Source organism: Pantoea sp. EABMAA-21, assembly GCF_030053335.1.
In the GTDB taxonomy this organism is placed as follows: Bacteria; Pseudomonadota; Gammaproteobacteria; order Enterobacterales; family Enterobacteriaceae; genus Pantoea; species Pantoea communis.
The window spans coordinates 308,527-324,125 of the sequence record NZ_JASGBX010000005.1 but is presented as its reverse complement, the minus strand read 5'-3'; the positions used below and the strand labels follow the sequence as shown (position 1 = coordinate 324,125).

The 15,599-nt window shown below is 51.7% G+C and carries 16 protein-coding genes, 2 tRNA genes and 1 rRNA gene; 11 read left to right on the top strand and 8 right to left on the bottom strand.

Going from position 1 to position 15,599, the window contains the following annotated elements; translation table 11 throughout:
* Window positions 1-251: 251 nt before the first annotated feature.
* From rrf to dkgB, 3 genes are all read left to right on the top strand, one after another.
* Window positions 252-367, top strand: a 5S ribosomal RNA gene (gene rrf / locus QMZ65_RS10355).
* A 102-nt stretch (window positions 368-469) separates the two neighbouring features.
* Window positions 470-546 (top strand) — tRNA-Asp (locus QMZ65_RS10350).
* 169 nt (window positions 547-715) lie between these two features.
* The gene (dkgB, locus tag QMZ65_RS10345) at window positions 716-1,519 is read left to right on the top strand and encodes a 2,5-didehydrogluconate reductase DkgB (RefSeq protein WP_160834045.1); all 804 of its coding nucleotides are present in this window, start codon (window positions 716-718) and stop codon (window positions 1,517-1,519) included.
* A 12-nt stretch (window positions 1,520-1,531) separates the two neighbouring features.
* Here the strand turns inward: dkgB and yafC are convergent, their stop codons facing one another.
* The gene (gene yafC, locus QMZ65_RS10340; protein WP_283215943.1) at window positions 1,532-2,440 is read right to left on the bottom strand and encodes a DNA-binding transcriptional regulator YafC; all 909 of its coding nucleotides are present in this window, start codon (window positions 2,438-2,440) and stop codon (window positions 1,532-1,534) included.
* A gap of 100 nt (window positions 2,441-2,540) precedes the next feature.
* On the opposite strand from yafC, the gene QMZ65_RS10335 reads away from it, so the two are divergent.
* A complete protein-coding gene (locus QMZ65_RS10335) occupies window positions 2,541-3,719 on the top strand; it encodes an MFS transporter (protein ID WP_097117582.1) in 1,179 nt (392 codons plus the stop codon).
* A gap of 148 nt (window positions 3,720-3,867) precedes the next feature.
* Window positions 3,868-4,668: an endonuclease/exonuclease/phosphatase family protein gene (locus QMZ65_RS10330; protein WP_058961574.1), complete on the top strand. Its 801-nt coding sequence runs from the start codon at window positions 3,868-3,870 to the stop codon at window positions 4,666-4,668.
* Here the strand turns inward: QMZ65_RS10330 and QMZ65_RS10325 are convergent.
* The 5 genes from QMZ65_RS10325 to gloB form a co-directional block, all read right to left on the bottom strand.
* Window positions 4,665-5,360 (bottom strand): cyclase family protein, encoded by a 696-nt coding sequence (locus QMZ65_RS10325; RefSeq protein ID WP_283215942.1) that lies wholly within the window; start codon window positions 5,358-5,360, stop codon window positions 4,665-4,667. The two genes, QMZ65_RS10330 and QMZ65_RS10325, sit on opposite strands and share 4 nt — an antisense overlap.
* A gap of 7 nt (window positions 5,361-5,367) precedes the next feature.
* Window positions 5,368-5,754 (bottom strand): MFS transporter, encoded by a 387-nt coding sequence (locus QMZ65_RS10320; RefSeq protein WP_283215941.1) that lies wholly within the window; start codon window positions 5,752-5,754, stop codon window positions 5,368-5,370.
* Window positions 5,712-6,686 carry an MFS transporter gene (locus tag QMZ65_RS10315; RefSeq protein ID WP_283215940.1) on the bottom strand — a complete coding sequence of 325 codons (975 nt, stop codon included), beginning with the start codon at window positions 6,684-6,686 and terminating at the stop codon, window positions 5,712-5,714. The genes QMZ65_RS10320 and QMZ65_RS10315 overlap by 43 nt, the downstream gene beginning before the upstream one ends.
* A 305-nt stretch (window positions 6,687-6,991) precedes the next feature.
* Window positions 6,992-8,362, bottom strand: coding sequence for a murein transglycosylase D (gene mltD, locus QMZ65_RS10310; RefSeq protein WP_034825415.1), 1,371 nt, complete (start codon window positions 8,360-8,362; stop codon window positions 6,992-6,994).
* A 71-nt stretch (window positions 8,363-8,433) separates the two neighbouring features.
* Window positions 8,434-9,189, bottom strand: a complete 756-nt coding sequence (gene gloB, locus QMZ65_RS10305; protein WP_283215939.1) for a hydroxyacylglutathione hydrolase — start codon at window positions 9,187-9,189, stop codon at window positions 8,434-8,436.
* 40 nt (window positions 9,190-9,229) lie between these two features.
* On the opposite strand from gloB, the gene QMZ65_RS10300 reads away from it, so the two are divergent.
* Entirely contained in the window at window positions 9,230-9,964 is a 735-nt protein-coding gene (locus tag QMZ65_RS10300) for a class I SAM-dependent methyltransferase (protein WP_097117577.1), read from the top strand.
* On the opposite strand, the gene rnhA is transcribed toward QMZ65_RS10300, so the two are convergent.
* Window positions 9,949-10,416 (bottom strand): ribonuclease HI, encoded by a 468-nt coding sequence (gene rnhA, locus QMZ65_RS10295; RefSeq protein WP_034825410.1) that lies wholly within the window; start codon window positions 10,414-10,416, stop codon window positions 9,949-9,951. The two genes, QMZ65_RS10300 and rnhA, sit on opposite strands and share 16 nt — an antisense overlap.
* A 53-nt stretch (window positions 10,417-10,469) precedes the next feature.
* Here rnhA and dnaQ point away from each other — a divergent pair, with 53 nt between their 5' ends.
* Both dnaQ and QMZ65_RS10285 read left to right on the top strand, forming a co-directional pair.
* A complete protein-coding gene (dnaQ, locus tag QMZ65_RS10290) occupies window positions 10,470-11,201 on the top strand; it encodes a DNA polymerase III subunit epsilon (RefSeq protein WP_034825408.1) in 732 nt (243 codons plus the stop codon).
* Between the two features lie 134 nt (window positions 11,202-11,335).
* A tRNA-Asp gene (locus QMZ65_RS10285) sits at window positions 11,336-11,412 on the top strand.
* Between the two features lie 79 nt (window positions 11,413-11,491).
* Here the strand turns inward: QMZ65_RS10285 and QMZ65_RS10280 are convergent.
* Window positions 11,492-12,985 (bottom strand): NCS1 family nucleobase:cation symporter-1, encoded by a 1,494-nt coding sequence (locus QMZ65_RS10280; protein WP_097117575.1) that lies wholly within the window; start codon window positions 12,983-12,985, stop codon window positions 11,492-11,494.
* A 145-nt stretch (window positions 12,986-13,130) separates the two neighbouring features.
* Between QMZ65_RS10280 and QMZ65_RS10275 the strand changes: the two genes are divergently transcribed.
* The 3 genes from QMZ65_RS10275 to puuE are packed head-to-tail and all read left to right on the top strand — an operon-like array spanning window position 13,131 to window position 15,575.
* The gene (locus QMZ65_RS10275) at window positions 13,131-13,853 is read left to right on the top strand and encodes a GntR family transcriptional regulator (RefSeq protein WP_097117574.1); all 723 of its coding nucleotides are present in this window, start codon (window positions 13,131-13,133) and stop codon (window positions 13,851-13,853) included.
* A complete protein-coding gene (gene hpxA, locus QMZ65_RS10270) occupies window positions 13,850-14,581 on the top strand; it encodes an allantoin racemase (protein WP_283215938.1) in 732 nt (243 codons plus the stop codon). Before QMZ65_RS10275 ends, hpxA begins: the two co-directional genes overlap by 4 nt.
* A 34-nt stretch (window positions 14,582-14,615) precedes the next feature.
* A complete protein-coding gene (puuE, locus tag QMZ65_RS10265; protein WP_097117572.1) occupies window positions 14,616-15,575 on the top strand; it encodes an allantoinase PuuE in 960 nt (319 codons plus the stop codon).
* Window positions 15,576-15,599: the final 24 nt, after the last annotated feature.

Here is a 15,599-nt window from a genome sequence, read left to right as displayed (position 1 = left end):
AATGACCCGTGAGGCTTAACCTTACAACGCCAGAGGCGTTTTTGAGAGACGCAGAAGTAGATTTTCAGCTTTGTTCATCCGGATAAAAGAATTAGCGATGTCCTGCGGAGTTAAGTCCGAAGGATTTTGCGCTGAGGCAAGGCGCCGACCGGGACGGAACGAAGGAGCATACTGAGGTATGTGACTGAGTTACGCGAGGGAGAGCAACGCAGCATCAGCACAAAAGACACAGGACAGAGCACAAGAATTTGCCTGGCGGCTGTAGCGCGGTGGTCCCACCTGACCCCATGCCGAACTCAGAAGTGAAACGCCGTAGCGCCGATGGTAGTGTGGGGCCTCCCCATGCGAGAGTAGGGAACTGCCAGGCATCAATTTAAGACTCATTCGTGAGTCGTGACCTTTCAGGTGACACTGAAAGGGCGAAACACACGAAGTCAGAACGGTTTTCTGATTTTGGTACAGAATCGGTGGAGCGGTAGTTCAGTTGGTTAGAATACCTGCCTGTCACGCAGGGGGTCGCGGGTTCGAGCCCCGTCCGTTCCGCCACTTAATTGAATAGCCCTGACTTAATAAGTCAGGGCTTTTTCATGTGCAAAATTCAGTGTTAATTATTGATTTAAACGCAATATTCTTCTGCTTATAAGCGGATTTTTCGTCAACAATAAAGCTGCCAAAATACTTCCCATCGCAATAATCCACAAACGATGAGGAAATCATGACAATCCCAGCCTTTGGTTTAGGCACTTTTCGCCTGCAAGATGATGTTGTAATCCATTCCGTGAAAACGGCACTGGAACTCGGATACCGTGCGGTCGATACTGCCCAAATCTATGAAAATGAAGCCGCTGTTGGTCAGGCTATTGCTGAAAGTGGCATAGCTCGTCATCAACTCTTTATTACTACCAAGATCTGGATCGAAAACCTATCGGCTGAAAAGCTAATACCGAGTTTGCAGCAAAGTCTGTCAAAACTGCGCACCAATTATGTTGATCTTACATTGATCCACTGGCCTTCACCCGGCGCAGCAGTCCCGGTGAAAGAGAGTATGCAGGCATTAATGGCAGCGAAAGAGGCGGGCCTGACGCGCCAGATTGGCATATCGAACTTCCCGATTGCGCTAATGAGAGAGGCCATTGCCGCAGTTGGCATTGAAAATATTGCCACCAACCAGATTGAACTCCATCCCTTCCTGCAAAACAGCGAGGTGGTTGAATTTGCTAAGCAGCAAGGAATGCACATCACGTCTTACATGACACTGGCTTATGGAGAGGCACTAAGGGATGCGACCATCCAGTCGATTGCGCACAAACATCAGGCGACACCGGCACAAATCGTTCTGGCGTGGGCGATGCAATCTGGCTTCAGCGTGATCCCTTCTTCAACTAAGCGCGATAATCTGGCCAGCAATATGGATGCTGCTAACTTAACGCTTGATGCGGAGGATATGAAAAGCATCTCATCACTGGATCGCCAGCAGCGGTTGGTTAGCCCTGAAGGGTTGGCTCCGGACTGGGATTAAGTGACGAAGTATTCAGCCCTGCATTCGCCAGGGCTGTTGCTTAACCCACTCACTGAGAAAGTCGATAAAAGCACGTGCACGTTGGCTAACGCCCAGATCGCTGTAATAGACCGCGTTGAACGGCATCGCTACGGGTACTCGCTGTTGTGCCAACACCTCAATAAATGTCCCATCCGCGATTTCACTGTCTACCATATAATCGGACAAACAAGCGATACCTTGATCATCGAGACAAAGTTGTTTAATAGTTTCACCGCTGTTTGAGGACATTCCCGGCACGATGTCATAAAGGTCATGACCATTCTCAGACACAGGCCAACGGTTCAGGCGCAGCGGTTCTACAAATCCAAGGCATTCATGATTTATCAAATCCGATGTAGAGAGGGGGACACCCCTTTTCGCCAGATAAGCCGGAGTTGCTACCAATTTGCGATAGCTGATAAACAGCAAACGTGCTCGTAAGGTCGAATCCGTCAGGTTGCCTGCGCGAATAGCTACATCGACTTTACGTTCAATCAGATTGATAAAGCTCTCCGACGAGATAAGCGACAGGGTGACGTCGGGGTAGCGCTCACGGAAGGGTTTAATCATCGGCAGAATCAAATGCAGAATGACCGGCGTGGCAGCGTCTATGCGCAGAAGACCTTGCGGAGCCTGCTGACGTTCCATGAGCTCATTTTCAGCGGTCGACATCTCCTGCATAAGTTTCTGAACGCGTTTAAAGTAGTCCTCACCTTCCTGAGTGAGCGCGAGCTGACGCGTGGTGCGCGTGAGTAATGCCACTCCAAGTTTATTCTCCAGCTTTTTAACTGTACGGCTCACCGCCGAATTCGCCATCTGCAGTTGTTCCGCCGCACGGCTAAAACTACCGCTTTCGACCACAGCAATAAAAACTTTCAACTCATCCGACGATGCTTTCATTATGCTCCCCGAGGCAAAAGTCTATTCTCACTTTGCATCTTTTTGTCATTAAAGCATGAGTCGATAATGACGCCCATCAAAACATTCATGGGAGTCAATCATGCCACTTGCACTCTGGGCGCTGACTATCAGCGCCTTCGCTATCGGAACCACAGAATTCGTTATCGTCGGTCTTATTCCTACGATTGCGGAACAACTTAACATCACGCTACCTTCAGCAGGTATGTTGGTCTCAATTTACGCCCTTGGTGTCGCCGTGGGGGCGCCAGTGCTTACTGCTTTAACCGGCAAAGTGCCGCGCAAGCCACTGCTGATAGGGCTGATGGTGCTTTTTACGGTGGGCAACCTGGTCGCCTGGTTGGCACCGAACTATGAGACGTTGGTCGTTGCTCGCTTGCTAACGGGACTCGCGCACGGTGTATTCTTCTCGGTCGGTTCAACGATTGCGACCAGTCTGGTGAGTAAGGAGAAGGCTGCAAGTGCCATCGCCATCATGTTTGGCGGTCTGACGGTGGCATTGGTAACCGGAGTGCCCTTGGGTACACTGATTGGTCAGCACTTTGGGTGGCGTGAAAGTTTCCTCGCAGTTTCCTTGTTAGGTGTCATTGCTTTAGTCAGCAGCATGGTACTGATACCGCGTAATGTTGCGCAGCCACCTGTTACCACTTTGGCACAGCAAGCGCGCGTCATGGTGAACCCACGCCTGCTATTAATCTATGCTATTACCGCGTTGGGCTACGGCGGCGTGTTTACCGCCTTCACTTTCCTGGCGCCGATGATGCAGTCATTGGCCGGTTTTTCCCCTGCAGCGGTCAGTGTCATTCTGCTGGGATACGGTATCTCCGTCGCCATCGGTAATATCTGGGGTGGCAAGTTGGCCGATCGTCACGGGGCTGTACCCGCGTTAACGCTGATCTTTAGCACATTGGCGGTATTGCTGTTGATATTCCAGTTTACGGCTAATACACACTTTATGGCGCTGGCAACGGTGCTGGTAATGGGGATTTTTGCCTTCGCTAACGTACCGGGCCTGCAGGTCTATGTGGTGCAGAAGGCTGAGTCCTATGCGCCTGGTGCAGTTGATGTGGCGTCAGGACTGAATATCGCGGCGTTTAACATCGGGATTGCTCTAGGGTCATTGGTTGGTGGTCATATTGTCGAACACTACGGTCTGGCTCAAACCCCTTGGGTTGGCGCTGTCATTGTTTTTATCGCGCTATTGCTGGTAAGACTGAGCGGTCAGCTCGACAAACCCCGTACTGCATTTGCCACGGAATAATGAGGTCAACAACCCGCTAAAGGGCGGGTTGTTACCGTAATATGCTGTGAAGCTAATTCCGACAATTAACAACGCCAATTGAAACCCTGTCCTAAAATCCCTATAACTGTCAGGTGAAGTTTTAGTCGTAAATCAGCCAGGCGGGAAAGTGCGAAAGAAAACATATGCAATGCGTTATACAGCGGGTCAGCCTGCAGAGCGGATATTTCCGCCTGGGGCGATGTTGCATCTGGGACAGGCGCTGCCGCCTGGTGCACCGTTACCTGCGGATCCTGCATTGCGGGTTTTAGTATGGAATATCTTCAAGCAGCAGCGGGCTGATTGGATGTCCGTACTGCAGGGTTTCGGCAAAGATGCTCACCTGGTTTTACTTCAGGAAGCACAAACCACCCCTGAGTTGGTCAAATTCGCCACCAGTAACTATCTGGCGGCCGATCAGGTACCTGCCTTCGTCTTACCCCAACATCCCTCCGGCGTGATGACGCTCGCTTCTGCGCATCCTGTGTATTGCTGTCCATTGCGTGAGCGCGAACCTTTATTACGCCTGGCAAAATCGGCGCTGGTGACGGCCTATCCACTGCCGACCGGCGAAATGCTGATGGTGGTCAATATTCACGCGGTGAATTTCAGCCTGGGTGTGGATGTCTACAGCAAGCAACTTGGGCCGATTGGCGAACAGATTCAACATCATCGCGGACCGGTGATCATGGCCGGCGATTTCAATGCCTGGAGCCGTCAGCGCATGAACGCGCTGTATCGCTTTGCCGCAGAGATGGCATTACACGAAGTGAATTTCACGGATGACCATCGGCGTAAAGCGTTTGGCCGTCCGTTAGATTTTGTCTTCTACCGTGATATGAAAGTTAGCGAGGCTTCTGTGCTGGTCACGCGCGCTTCTGATCACAATCCACTGTTAGTCGAGTTCACGCCAACAGCGCTTGCCCGCTAAGTCTCAATGAACGCAATCGCCCGCACCGGCGAGGCTGACCCGCGTTCAATTCGAAGTGGTAGTGCAAGAAAGCAAAAGTGCGCAGGCAACATCTCTAAGTTGGCCAGATTTTCGATAATAAGATTATCGTTACCCAGTACAGCTAAATGCGCGGGATTTTCTGCATTGCCAAAGGCATCAAGCGAGAGGGCATCGGTGCCAAATACCTTTACACCTTTTGCAATCAGATAAGCAGCACCTTCTGCAGAAAGCCCCGGCCAATCCTGCAGAAATGCGCTGTGATCGGGTTCAAGAGCCCATTTTTCATGCCAGCCTGTGCGAAAAATGACGATGTCATCAGCCTCAATTGCGCCAAAGTCCCTTTCCCAAAGTTGAATATCCTTAACACCAAAAGTGTGGCTGGGCGCAATATGTCGCATATCCAGCAGCAGGCCCCGGCCCATTAACTGGCATACATCAATGTTTTCAATTGTCTTGCCACCTTCAATAAAGTGTGAGGGAGCATCGACATGGGTCCCGCAATGATCCCCCATGATTATCTGGCAGTTATAATTTCCATCGCCGGTTGAATAAGTTTCATTATCCGCACGGATAAATTTCGGGTGTGTCGGCCATACGGGCATGCTGGTTTGATGTAAATGACTCAGTGCTACTATTTTGCTGCTGCGAATCTGTTTCCAGAGAGCTGTCATGTCATCCTCACTTATTCACATTTACCGTTTCTTTGAGCAGGGCAAGGGGAATGCAAGAAAGCAGCAGCATCCCGACGATTACGGCATAGTGCACGCTGAAACCCCACGTATGGATAATCCAGCCGCTAACAGGGGCGACCAGAATGCCAGCGATACCCACCGCCAAACCAATCATCAATCCAAGGCTCGAAGCTGCTGCATGAGTTGAAGGATCAATCAGCAGCGCATACGCAACAGGATAGGGCGAATTGCGGAACAGCCCCCAAAAAATCAGGATCCCCCAGGCAAGTGCAACAGAATGAATAAAAATGCAGAGCGAACAGGCAAGGATCCAGCCCGCGATAATGATCGTCAGAGATGTCTTACGCCCGCGTTTATCCGAAAAACTGCCCAAACGATCTGACCAATCCAGCCGGTGATGCCCGAAGCACCCGAAATGATGGCGGCGGTGGATAGGTCCAAACCGACCTCACGTGTGAGTTGGAGGGTTAAGAAGTTTGCAATCCCCATTTCAGCCCAGATAAAACCAAAGACCAGTGCAATCGCCATCAGGCAATTACGGTTTTTAAGGCAGCTAAAGGAATTTTTCAGGCTGGATTTCTGCGGTTTGGCTTCGATCGGGCGAGTCAGTTTGTGTTCGTCGATCCAATTAAAGACGCGTTGATGATTTTTTTTGGTTCCTATAATCAACTGCAATACCACGATGATTAATCCGATCAAAGGGATAAACAGAAATGCATGGCGCCAATCACCAAACATTAAAATCGCAGCAATTAAAATCGGACCAATGAATTGCCCAAGCGGAAAACCGGTGTGATGTACGCCAATGGCGAAACCTCGATTTTCTTTTTGCCACCACTCGCCGAGCAATGCCACATTAATTGGCTCTGAGCCGCCGGTACCCATCCCCATAAAAACACGCAGCGCCTGAAATGCCCCCAGCGATTTGCAAAATGCTGTAGCAACACCAGATATGATCTCCACCAAAACTGCCAGGCACCAGCTATAGCAGCGGCGATAACCGCTACCGATATAATCGGAAAGCAGGCCAAATAGCACCGCACCTGATAACGTACCGAAGAAGCTTAGCGAGTTAATCCACCCAGCCTGCACTTCACTAAGATTGAAATCCTTCATTATTGCCGGCAATAGGGTGGGTAAGATGATACGGTCTATCGAGTTCATCAAGATAGCAAGTGTCGTGATGACCAGCATGGCCCATGATAAAGAATGGGCACGTGGTAACCAGCGTGGTGTTGTCGTGTTCGTTTGCTGCCCTGAAGCATTACCTGCTTCCTTAAGCTGTTCGTTAAGGCTATCGCTCATTCTCAACCCTTATCCTACCGATGGTTTATCAAATCACTGAACTCACGGTTCAGCGATAGAGTGAATGCACGCCATGTAACATTTAAATTACGAATGCGGCGCCTTTCGTTAACACTATCGGTTGGCTTCTACCATACAAGTTGCTCCAGGTGGATATTTGACTAACATCACGTCTAAGGGTTTTTAATCGGGATAAAAGTCTTCAGAAGGGGAATGAGGAGAGAGGAGAGAGATAACAGGTTGCCACGACCTCGTTGAGGTAATAAAAATGAAAAAGGCTGACAAAAGTCAGCCTTTTCGACGCATTAGGTATCAGGTGTTGCGCTATTCTTCACAAACAGCGTGAGCTTATCGCCCGGCTGAATGTCTTTAGCGTCACTGTTCCAGCGCATAACATCCTGGGTGTTCACACCATGACGTTTTGCAATACTGGCAAAAGAATCACCCTTACGTACACGGTAGGTGATGCTGTTGCCGTTATCCGCCAACTGCGTTGCTTTACCGCCCACCGTCAATTTCTGACCGATGCGAACGGAAGCGCTACGCAAGTTGTTCTGCTGTTTCAGTGCACTGACGCTGACGCCAAGCTTGTTAGCAATTGCTGACAAGGTGTCGCCTTTGCGTACCGTGTAGTTGTTTCCTGCTGCACTGACTTTCGCCATTTCAACAGGCTGCACGGATGCAATGTCACCGGATGCCAGTGAATTGCGCAGTTTAGCAACGTTGGACTTAGGCACCATAATATAGTGCGGTCCGTTTGGCGCAGTGGTGCCATTTTTATAACCGGCGTTGAAGCTCTTCAACTTGTTGAGCGACATGCCGGCCATATCTGCAGCCTGCGTCAGTTCAATTTGCTGTCCCACTTCCACACGTGCTAAAGCACGGCTTTCGTTCGGGGTCGGCAATTTGATACCGTACTGCTTGTTGTTCTTGAGGATTTCACTCAAGGCCAACATCTTAGGTACATAGACCGTGGTTTCGCGTGGTAACGATAAGTGCCAGAAATCAGTCGGCTTGCCGCGCGCCTTATTCTGTTTTATCGCTTTCAGCACGCGTCCTTCACCGCTGTTATAGGCGGCCACTGTTAACAACCAGTCACCGTCAAACATACCGTTCAGACGCTGCATCATATCCAGCGCAACTTTGGTCGAGGCCACCACATCGCGGCGTCCGTCATACCATTGGTTCTGTTTCAAACCATAGTTTTTGCCCGTTTGTGCAACAATCTGCCAGATGCCAGCGGCATTCGCAGAAGATGTTGCATGTGGGTCAAAAGCGCTCTCCACTATGGGTAGCAGTACCAGTTCCATCGGCATTTTACGTTTCTGTATCTGCTCGACAATCCAGTACATGTACGGCTCTGCCCGTAATGTTACATCGTGGAGATAGCTCTTATTTTTTAAAAACTTTGTTTTTTGTTCGCGGATCCGGGGGTTTTCCGGAATCCCCATCTTCAACTCGTCACTAATGTGATTCCAGAGATCGGTATCTTCTGCGAGGCTTGTTCCATCATCCTGCCAGCGCTGCGATAATAATTGATCTCCGTACTTTCCATTTTCACCTTGACCAGCTGAAGACAGGCTCTGTGCATGCTGTACGGGGATATTGGCGTCATTCCTTGATGCCTGACATCCTACCAGCAAGACCGAGGCGAGTAAGATCGCTTTAGCCTTCATGTGTGTGTCAATAGTTCGCTTAAAAGACGAGCAACTATACGTTAGGGGTACACACAACACAACCTTAAATATCAAAAACGGTCTTTCTTCTCGCGTAGATCAGCGAAAGTTTGCCATAACGGGGAGGAAGCAACATTAGTCCCCAAAGCCTTTTGTAAATCAGCATCTTGCGTACGGAGAAATAAATTTATATCCCGCTCAAGTGCCAGTTTTGTTGGCAAAGTAATGCGATTTTCTGCACGTAAGTCCTTAATTTGCTGATACCTTGCCAAAATTTTCGTGTCATGAGGCAGAATAGCCGCAGCAAACTTCATATTGGATAAAGTGTACTCATGAGCGCAGCAAATCAAGGTGTCCGCAGGGAGTTGGTTAAGCTTTTGAAATGAATCAAACATTTGTTCTGCTGTGCCTTCAAATAATCTTCCACAGCCGCCAGAAAACATCGTGTCACCACAGAAAAGATAAGGTGAACTGAAATATGAGATATGTCCTAAAGTGTGTCCGGGTGTTGCGATGACACGGAAATCTAGCCCAAGCAGGGTAAATTCATCATTCTCAGAGACGATGTGTTTTGCCCCCTTATCCGCGGTTTCCTCTGGTCCGTAAACCGCGATATCGGGATAGTGTTGCAATAATTCGGCGACACCGCCGACATGATCGTGATGATGATGCGTGAGTAAAATGGCCACCGGTTGCCACTTGTTGACTCTGATTTTATCCAGCACCGGTTGAGCCTCGCCGGGATCGACGATCAGACAGTTTTTATCATCGTCCGTCAGTGTCCAGATGTAGTTATCCTGCAACGCGGGAATACTGGTAAGATTCATAAACACCTCTCAGGTCGTAGAAAAAGGATGATGGTAGAGCATGAAGCCAGCGAAAACACGCCAGGTTCTGACTGCGCCGCGCTCCTGGCGCGATATGCCATGGGGCGATTATTTTCGCGATGCACTCACGCAGCAGTTGCAGCCTTACCTTGGAAAGCTGTATGGCTTTCATATGCTTAAACTTGGCAGCCTCAGCGCAGAAATCAATACCCGTCAGTGTGCCATATCGCATCAGGTAAATGTGGGCATTGAGGGCGATGACTTGCAGGTGATCGCCAATACCACGCAATTACCTTTTGAAGCGAAATCGATTGATGCTTGTTTGATGGCGCATACCCTGGCATGGAGTCAGGATCCCCATCGCGTGTTACGAGAAGTGGATCGCGTCCTGATTGACGATGGTTGGATGATTATCAGCGGGTTCAACCCGTTCAGCTTGCTGGGGATCAGCAAAGGTATCCCGGGTTTGCACGCCCGTGCGCCATGGAGCGGACGCATGTTCAGCCAGGTACGCTTGCTCGACTGGCTCAGCCTGCTCAACTATGAAGTGGTCTATCGCACCCGTTTTCAAGTGGTGCCGTGGCATCGGCAGGGCGGCAAAGTAATCAGTGCGCACCTGCCCGCGCTGGGATGTCTGAACATTGTGGTGGCACGCAAACGAACATTCCCATTAACGCCCACCAAAGCGAAGAAGAGCTTAAACAAAGCGCAGGTCAGACAAACGGTGAATGCCACCCGGCAATTTCGTGCAGTGAAGGATCAGGATTCGACCTGATAGCCGACATCATCCTGCGTCGGATGACCGGCTGCGCTGCGTGCCAGTTCGTCGCAGCGCTCGTTTTCCGGGTGACCGGCGTGGCCTTTTACCCATTCCCACTTTATTTCATGGTGGCTGAGCGCGAGATCGAGCCGCTTCCAGAGATCGACATTTTTCACCGGCTTTTTATCGGCCGTTTTCCAGCCGCGCTTTTTCCAGTTATGGATCCAACTGGTGATGCCCTGGCGCACATACTGACTGTCGGTGCTGAGCACCACTTCGCAGGGCTGCGTTAGCGCCTCTAACGCCACAATCGCCGCCATCATTTCCATGCGGTTGTTGGTCGTGAGTCGATAACCGGCGCTGAACTCTTTTTCATGTGGGCCATAACGTAAAATGGCACCGTAACCGCCGGGGCCGGGATTGCCCAGGCAGGATCCATCGGTGAATATTTCTACCTGTTTGCGCATCTCTGGTAGACTTCCTTCTGACAAAACGCCAAGTCTGACATAAAACGAGTCCTATGAGCACTGCAAATAACCGCCAGATCGTCCTCGATACCGAAACCACCGGCATGAACATGATCGGTGTGCACTATGAAGGACATCGCATCATTGAAATCGGTGCGGTTGAGGTGATTAACCGTCGCCTGACCGGCAACAACTTCCATATGTATCTCAAGCCCGATCGGCTGGTGGATCCGGAAGCTTTCGGCGTTCACGGTATTGCCGATGAGTTTCTTGCCGATAAGCCGATGTTTGCAGACATCGCCGATGAATTCCTCGAATACATCCGTGGTGCAGAGCTGGTGATCCATAACGCGTCGTTCGATATCGGCTTTATGGATTATGAGTTTGGCATGCTTAAGCGCGGTATCGGCAAAACCGACACCTTCTGTCAGGTGACAGATAGCCTGGCGATGGCGCGTAAAATGTATCCAGGCAAGCGCAATAGCCTTGATGCACTGTGTAATCGCTACGAAATCGACAACAGCAAACGTACGCTGCACGGCGCATTGCTCGATGCCGAAATTCTGGCTGAAGTGTTCCTGATGATGACGGGCGGCCAAACTTCGCTGGCTTTCTCGGCGGAAGGCGATCAGAGCAGCCAAAATACCGGCGATAACATTCAGCGCATCGTGCGTCCGAGTTCAGGATTACGCGTGGTCAACGCCAGCGATGATGAGATTATCGCACATGAAAGCCGTCTGGATTTAGTGTTGAAGAAGGGCGGAAGCTGCCTGTGGCGGGCCTGAATGGGCTGATTTTGCGTGGAAAAGCAACGTAAAGCTGAAAAAATCGGCAAACGATTCATTCCCTCAGAAAAAGCATTGACGGTTCATAAGGCTGCCATTAATATTCGCCTCGTTCTCGACGGGGAACAAAGCGCGGAGCGGTAGTTCAGTTGGTTAGAATACCTGCCTGTCACGCAGGGGGTCGCGGGTTCGAGCCCCGTCCGTTCCGCCAATCATTAAAGAAGCCGATGCAGAAATGCATCGGCTTTTTGCTTTTTCAGGCTGGCATCGGCGCCAACCTGATCACCAGATCAATCCTTCTGCACCGCCACTTCCTGACGATAGGTGCCCACTGAGACTTCACGATCGGCGCGAGCCAGCCAGCGATAGCAACCTGCACCTAATGCCACACCAATAAACCAGCTGAAGTTTGCCACGGCATGCAGTGACGGAATAAAGCTGATCACCAGGCAAATACCTACCGACGGCAGCAGTGCGGCAATCGCTTTCGGGTTAAAGCCCCCGCGATACCAGTAGCGTCCTTTTGGTGTGTCATCAAACAGGTCGTCCACGTAAACCTTGCTGCGCTTAATCAGATAAAAATCGGCCACCAAAATGCCAAACAGCGGGCCGATAAAGGAGCCCAGCACATCCAGCGTGTAATGAATCAACTCCGGTGACTGGAACAGATTCCATGGCGTCAGCAGAACAGAACCCACTGCGGCAATCATTCCACCGGTACGGAAACTGATTTTCTGCGGTGAGCAATTTGAGAAGTCGAAAGCCGGGGAAACAAAGTTCGCCACGATGTTGATGCCGATAGTGGCGATAATCATGGTGAGTAAACCAATCGCGACGGCGACATCATTGCCAACCATGCTCACGGTCTCAATGGGATCGGTAATCATGCGGCCGAACAGCGATTGGGTACCTGACACGATCACCACGGTGACAATCGAGAACAGCAGGAAGTTAAACGGCAGGCCCCAGCGGTTCCCCCGGCGGATTTCCCCCATGCTTTTACCGTAGCGAGAGAAGTCACCAAAGTTGAGTAATGGGCCAGAGAAGTAAGAGACCACTAATGCGGTGGCGGTGATCATCTGCCAGGTTTGCTCACCAGTGCTTAACTGCTTGCTGGCCAGCGTAAAGGAGATACCGTCAAAGCCGGTTTTGTATACAATCCAGCCCGCTAGCGCCACCATCACCACGTAGACAGCCGGACCCGCCACATCGATAAAGCGTTTAATCGCGCTCATGCCGTGCCAGAACACCATCGCCTGCAGGAACCACATCACGCCGAAGCAGCACCAGCCCAGTTGAGACAACCCCAGCCAGCTGCTTTGCGTCATCCCGCTTAATGAAGGGAAGAACTTCAGCAGTACCAGCATCAGCGCATTAGCCGCTAAATAGGTTTGAATGCCATACCAGGCGAAAGCGATCAGGCCGCGAATCACCGCGGGGATATTGGCACCGAACACGCCGAATGCCTGACGTGAAATCACCGCGTAAGGCACGCCCGCCATCTGGCTCGGTTTGGCGACGAGGTTGGCACACAGTTGCACGATGCAGATACCTATCAGCAGACAAAGCAGCACCTGCCAGCTCGCCAGTCCCAACGTAAAGAAGCTGGCGGCGACCACATAGCCACCCATGCTGTGCACATCCGACATCCAGAAAGAGAAAATGTTATACCACGACCAGTTCTGGTCGCGCGTGGGCGCCAGATCTTCATTACACAGGCGTGGACTGTAGTGGGCGTTGGCGCCAGAGGCCACCCCGGAGGTCACTTCAGAATGATTTGGCATGAAACCTGCTCCTCTAACAACATGGGAAAAATAATCACAGCGTGAAACGGTATTGCAGGATCCAGGCCAGAATTGATTTCTTGTATACAAAAAATTAATTTCACGTATACGATGTGCTGTGCACAGATACTTACCGGAGCAGGTAATGAAGAGCGAAACAGGCCAGAAAACGGCTGCCGATCTGAATGATCGCGACGAACCCATCTATCAGGCATTACTCACCGCCATTGTGGAACATCAGCTGCCACCGGGCAGCAAATTGCCAGAAGAGGCGCTATCAGAAGCTTTTGGTGTGAGCCGTACCGGCATTCGCAAGGTGCTACAACGCCTCGCGGCGGTGCAAATGATCACCTTGTCGCCCAGGCGTGGTGCACAAGTGGCCACGCCGGGCGTTGACGAGGCGCGCGATATCTTTGCCACACGCAGCTTACTCGAGTGCGCCAATTTGCCCGCGGTGCTGGCTCACGTTCAGCCACCACACCTTGCTGCCCTGAGCACACTCATTGAGGAAGAGCAGCAGGCTCACGAACAGCACGATGGTGCGGCGGCAATTCGGCTCTCTGCGGCTTTTCATATTCAGCTACAGGCGATTTCCGGTAATCAGGTGCTGACGGATATGGTGACGCGCCTGACACAGCGCTCATCATTAGTGATTGCCGCCTATGGTGCGCCCTGGCAGCGCGGGTGTCGTTGCGATCATCACGATCGGCTGGTGGAGCTACTGCGGCAGAAAGATCTTCCCGCGCTCACCGCAGCCTTACAGCATCACTTCCAACACATCGTGGCCAGCCTGCATTTTGAGCGCAGCGGCGAAACCTTACCCGACTTCACCCGGTTATTTTCCGGTCACAATGGAGCCGCATCATGAGCCTGATTCAGGTGATCAACCCCAATACCAGCCTGGCGATGACAGAAACCATCGGTGCAGCCGCACGTGCGGTAGCGGCACCAGGAACTGAAATTCTGGCGGTGTGTCCGAGCCAGGGGGTGCCTTCGATTGAAGGGCACTTCGATGAAGCCATTGCGGCGATTGGCGTACTGGAACAGGTCAGGGTCGGCAAAGCACAGGGCGTGAGTGGCCACATTATTGCCTGTTTCGGCGATCCGGGATTGCTGGCCGCGCGTGAACTGGCCAGCGGTCCGGTGATCGGCATTGCGGAAGCCGCGATGCACACGGCAACGCTGGTGGCGACACGCTTTTCAATCGTCACCACGCTACCGCGTACCCTGGTGATTGCCCGCCATCTGCTGCAACAATATGGCTTTAGCCATCATTGTGCGGCGTTGCACGCTACCGATCTCCCGGTGCTGGCGCTGGAAGATGGCAGCGGTGTGGCGCAGGAAAAAGTGCGCCAGCGTTGCATTCAGGCGAAGCGAGAAGATGGCAGCGGCGCGATAGTGCTGGGCTGTGGCGGTATGGCCTCACTGGCACAGGAGCTGACGAAAGAGCTGGGTCTGCCGGTGATTGATGGCGTCAGCGCTGCGGTAAAAATGGTGGAATCACTGGTGGCGCTGGGCTTTGGTACCAGTAAACATGGCGATTTAGATTACCCGATCGAAAAACCGCTCAGCGGCGCATTTCAGCACCTAAACTAAGTGCTGGTTGAGGACTGACTAAGGAATTTACAGAATGAGCGATGTATCTGAAAAGAAAGAGTACAGCTTCAACAAAAACTACCCGCGTGACCTGATTGGTTATGCTAACCATCCGCCGCACGCACAGTGGCCGGGCAACGCGAAAGTGGCGGTGCAGTTTGTCCTCAACTATGAAGAGGGGGCAGAAAACAATGTGCTGCACGGCGATGCAGGATCTGAACAATTCCTATCCGATATCATTGGCGCCGCCAGTTACGCCGACCGCCATATGTCGATGGATTCTCTCTATGAATACGGTTCGCGCGCAGGCTTTTGGCGCATTCACAACGAGTTCCAGAAGCGCGGATTGCCATTAACGGTTTTCGGCGTGGCGATGGCGCTGGCGCGTCATCCGGAGATTGTGGACGCCATCAAAGTCGCGGATTACGACGTAGTCAGCCATGGCTGGCGCTGGATCCATTATCAGTCGATGGATGCCAAAACCGAACGTCAGCACATGCAGCAGGCGGTGGATGTACTGCGCGATCTCTTTGGTAAAGCGCCTACCGGCTGGTACACCGGCCGCGACAGCCCCAACACCCGCCGCTTAGTGGTGGAGAACGGTGGCTTCAGTTATGACAGCGATTATTACGGCGACGATCTTCCGTTCTGGACGCAGGTGACCTGCCAGGATGGCACGGTGAAACCGCATCTGATCATTCCTTATACGCTGGAATGTAACGATATGCGCTTCGCCTCGCCACAGGGTTTTAATACCGCCGAGCAGTTCTTTGTCTATCTGCGTGACACCTTTGATGTGTTGTATGAAGAGGGCGACACCGCGCCGAAGATGATGTCGATTGGCATGCACTGTCGACTGCTCGGCCGCCCGGGCAAATTCCGTGCCTTGCAGCGTTTCCTTGACCATATCCAGCAGCATGAGAATGTGTGGGTTTGTACGCGCCAGCAAATCGCTGATCACTGGATGGAGACGCACCCGGCTCCTGCTGTTTAACGACCAGCGATACTCCGCGCCGAC